The sequence below is a fragment of the Bacillus luti genome, from assembly GCF_001884105.1.
Taxonomy (GTDB): Bacteria; Bacillota; Bacilli; order Bacillales; family Bacillaceae_G; genus Bacillus_A; species Bacillus_A luti.
In genome coordinates, this window is sequence record NZ_MACI01000040.1 from 1 (window position 1) to 2325 (window position 2325).

The 2325-nt window shown below is 33.7% G+C and carries 2 protein-coding genes; both read right to left on the reverse strand.

The genetic code is table 11. The annotated features are described in order from the left end of the window. Window positions 1-206 precede the first annotated feature (206 nt). Window positions 207-938 (reverse strand): DsbA family oxidoreductase, encoded by a 732-nt coding sequence (locus tag BAQ48_RS09580; protein ID WP_071710888.1) that lies wholly within the window; start codon window positions 936-938, stop codon window positions 207-209. Window positions 939-1112: 174 nt separating this feature from the next. Beyond that, window positions 1113-2072: an alpha/beta hydrolase gene (locus BAQ48_RS09585; RefSeq protein ID WP_071710889.1), complete on the reverse strand. Its 960-nt coding sequence runs from the start codon at window positions 2070-2072 to the stop codon at window positions 1113-1115. Window positions 2073-2325 lie beyond the last annotated feature (253 nt).

A 2325-nucleotide genomic window follows, 5' to 3' on the forward strand; every position in this document is an offset into this window, starting at 1 on the left:
TCGTTTGTCGCTTTCGACGTTAATGTCATCGGCGACTTGTTCTATATTACACCTCTATACTCTAATCGTCAATATGTTTTTATAAAAAACTTCATTTTTTATAAATCTCATTGTACGTTATCAAATTATCTATTTACATATCTCTTCTATAAGAATATATAAGCAACCCATAAAATACTCTATGGGTTGCTATCCCATTAAAAAGCCTATTGTTCTTTTGATGGAACTGAACAACTTCCATCAGTACAAGACATATCGCTTCCTTCGTCTGATGAAAACTCTTGTAACTTAGGAGCAGGATTCTCTTCTTCCCATACTTGCTGAAGTGCACCAATAAAAGTTTCAAGTGGTTGTGCACCTGAAATAGCATATTTCTGATTAACAATAAAATAAGGTACTCCCGAAATTTGATATTGCTGAGCAATCGCTTCATCAACCCGAACATCATTCGCATAAGCACTTTTATTATTGATAACATTTAAAGCTTCTTGCTTATCTAATCCCGATTTTTCAGCAATGGCAGCAAGCACTTCCACATCACTTAAGTTTTGTGATTCAGTAAAATATGCAAAAAGAAGATTTTCTGTAATCTCTTTTTCTTTCCCTTGATCCTTAGCGAACTTCGCAAGACGATGCGCATCAAAAGTATTCGTCGGCTTCATCTCATCAAAATTAAAACTCAACCCCATACTAGCTGCATGATTACCTAGCTGTACATTATTACGCTTAGCTTCTTCAATACTAATCCCATACTTTGATGCAAGTACTTCATTAATACTCGTTCCAGAGTAAACGGGAGTATTCGGATCTAATTCAAAACTTTTAAACTCAACTTCAACATTATCCCTATGCGGGAATTGCTCTAAAGCCATTTCTAATCTACGCTTCCCAATGTAGCAAAATGGGCATACAAAATCTGACCATACTTCAATTTTCATAGAAACACCTCATTAACATGTAGTTTTCAATCATTGTAGCACTGGAAATAAGGAATTCAAAAATTTATGCTTCAAGCCGTATATACTACAACCTAAAATGAATTTATAAATAGAAAAAACGATAATCAAAAGTATAAAAACATTACCTTCTGATTATCGTATATACAAATCTAATTACGCTGAAATATATCTCTCCACGAACTTCCATACCGTATTCCAATATTTATTCGAATCTATTTTCTCGGCTTCTCCATGTCCAGCACCTGGAACAATTAATTTCTCTTTTTCTACTTTTGCAGCATTATATACTTCATCTAACATTTCAAAAGGAACGAATGTATCAGCGTCCCCGTGAATAAACAGCATAGGTGTTTTACTTTTCGCTACTTGTTTTACAGCTGAAGCTTCCTCTAAATCATATCCAGCTCTTAATTTTGTAACTGTATTTGCCGCATTCATCACAGGGAACTTCGGCAAGTGGAATAAATCCTTTAATTGATAAGTAAATTCATCAATAACAGTTGAGTACCCACAATCTTCAATAATAACTTTAACGTTAGAAGGTAAATCTTCACCTGAAGTCATCATTACAGTTGCTCCACCCATCGAAACACCAAATAGTGCTATTTCAGCATTAGGGTCTTTCTTTACAATTTGTTGAATCCAAATCAAAATATCTTTACGATCATGCCAGCCCATACCAACATAATCTCCTTCACTATTTCCGTGCCCACGAAGATCTGGTGCTATGACATTATAGCCTTCTTCATAAAAGTTACGAATATATTTCGTCATTTCTGATGCCCTACCATTGTATCCATGAACTACAATTGCCCATTTATGACTAGATTGTTCATTCATATATTCATAACCTTTTAAATTCAGTTTATCGAAAGAACGTATAGTTAATGTGTTAGGCTTATACTTTGATACGAAGTTCGCATTCTTCTCTTCATTTGTAGCAAATACATCTCCCGATGCATTTACCGTTTCTACTAAATGAGGATTATCTTGCAAAAATTCTTTTTCTTGTTTCGCATTTAACGCATAGTTATAAAAATAATTCCCGACTAACATATACACAATCGCTAGAAGGACTAAGACTACTATAGTAATTATACCTATCTTTTTCATATTATCTCCTTTTAAAAAATTAAATCTCCCTATATTAAAGTACTTCAAAAAACAACTGTACTATTTTAACACACCGATAGATTGCTTCCACAAAAAACAAAATAGAAAATCTTAAACTAAACATCGAAAATGATGAAAGAAATTGAATATAAAAGGATAACTTGAGGCTGATAAGAAGTTAAAAACACAAAAAAGACGAGTCATTCTGACTCGTCTTAAAGTTGCTTGGCGACGTCCTACTCTCACAGGGACA

What these genes read in the sequence shown, in the direction of transcription:
- BAQ48_RS09580 (WP_071710888.1), bottom strand. Translation starts at nt 938, where the DNA reads ATGAAAATTGAAGTATGGTCAGATTTTGTATGCCCATTTTGCTACATT.
- BAQ48_RS09585 (WP_071710889.1), bottom strand. Translation starts at nt 2,072, where the DNA reads ATGAAAAAGATAGGTATAATTACTATAGTAGTCTTAGTCCTTCTAGCG.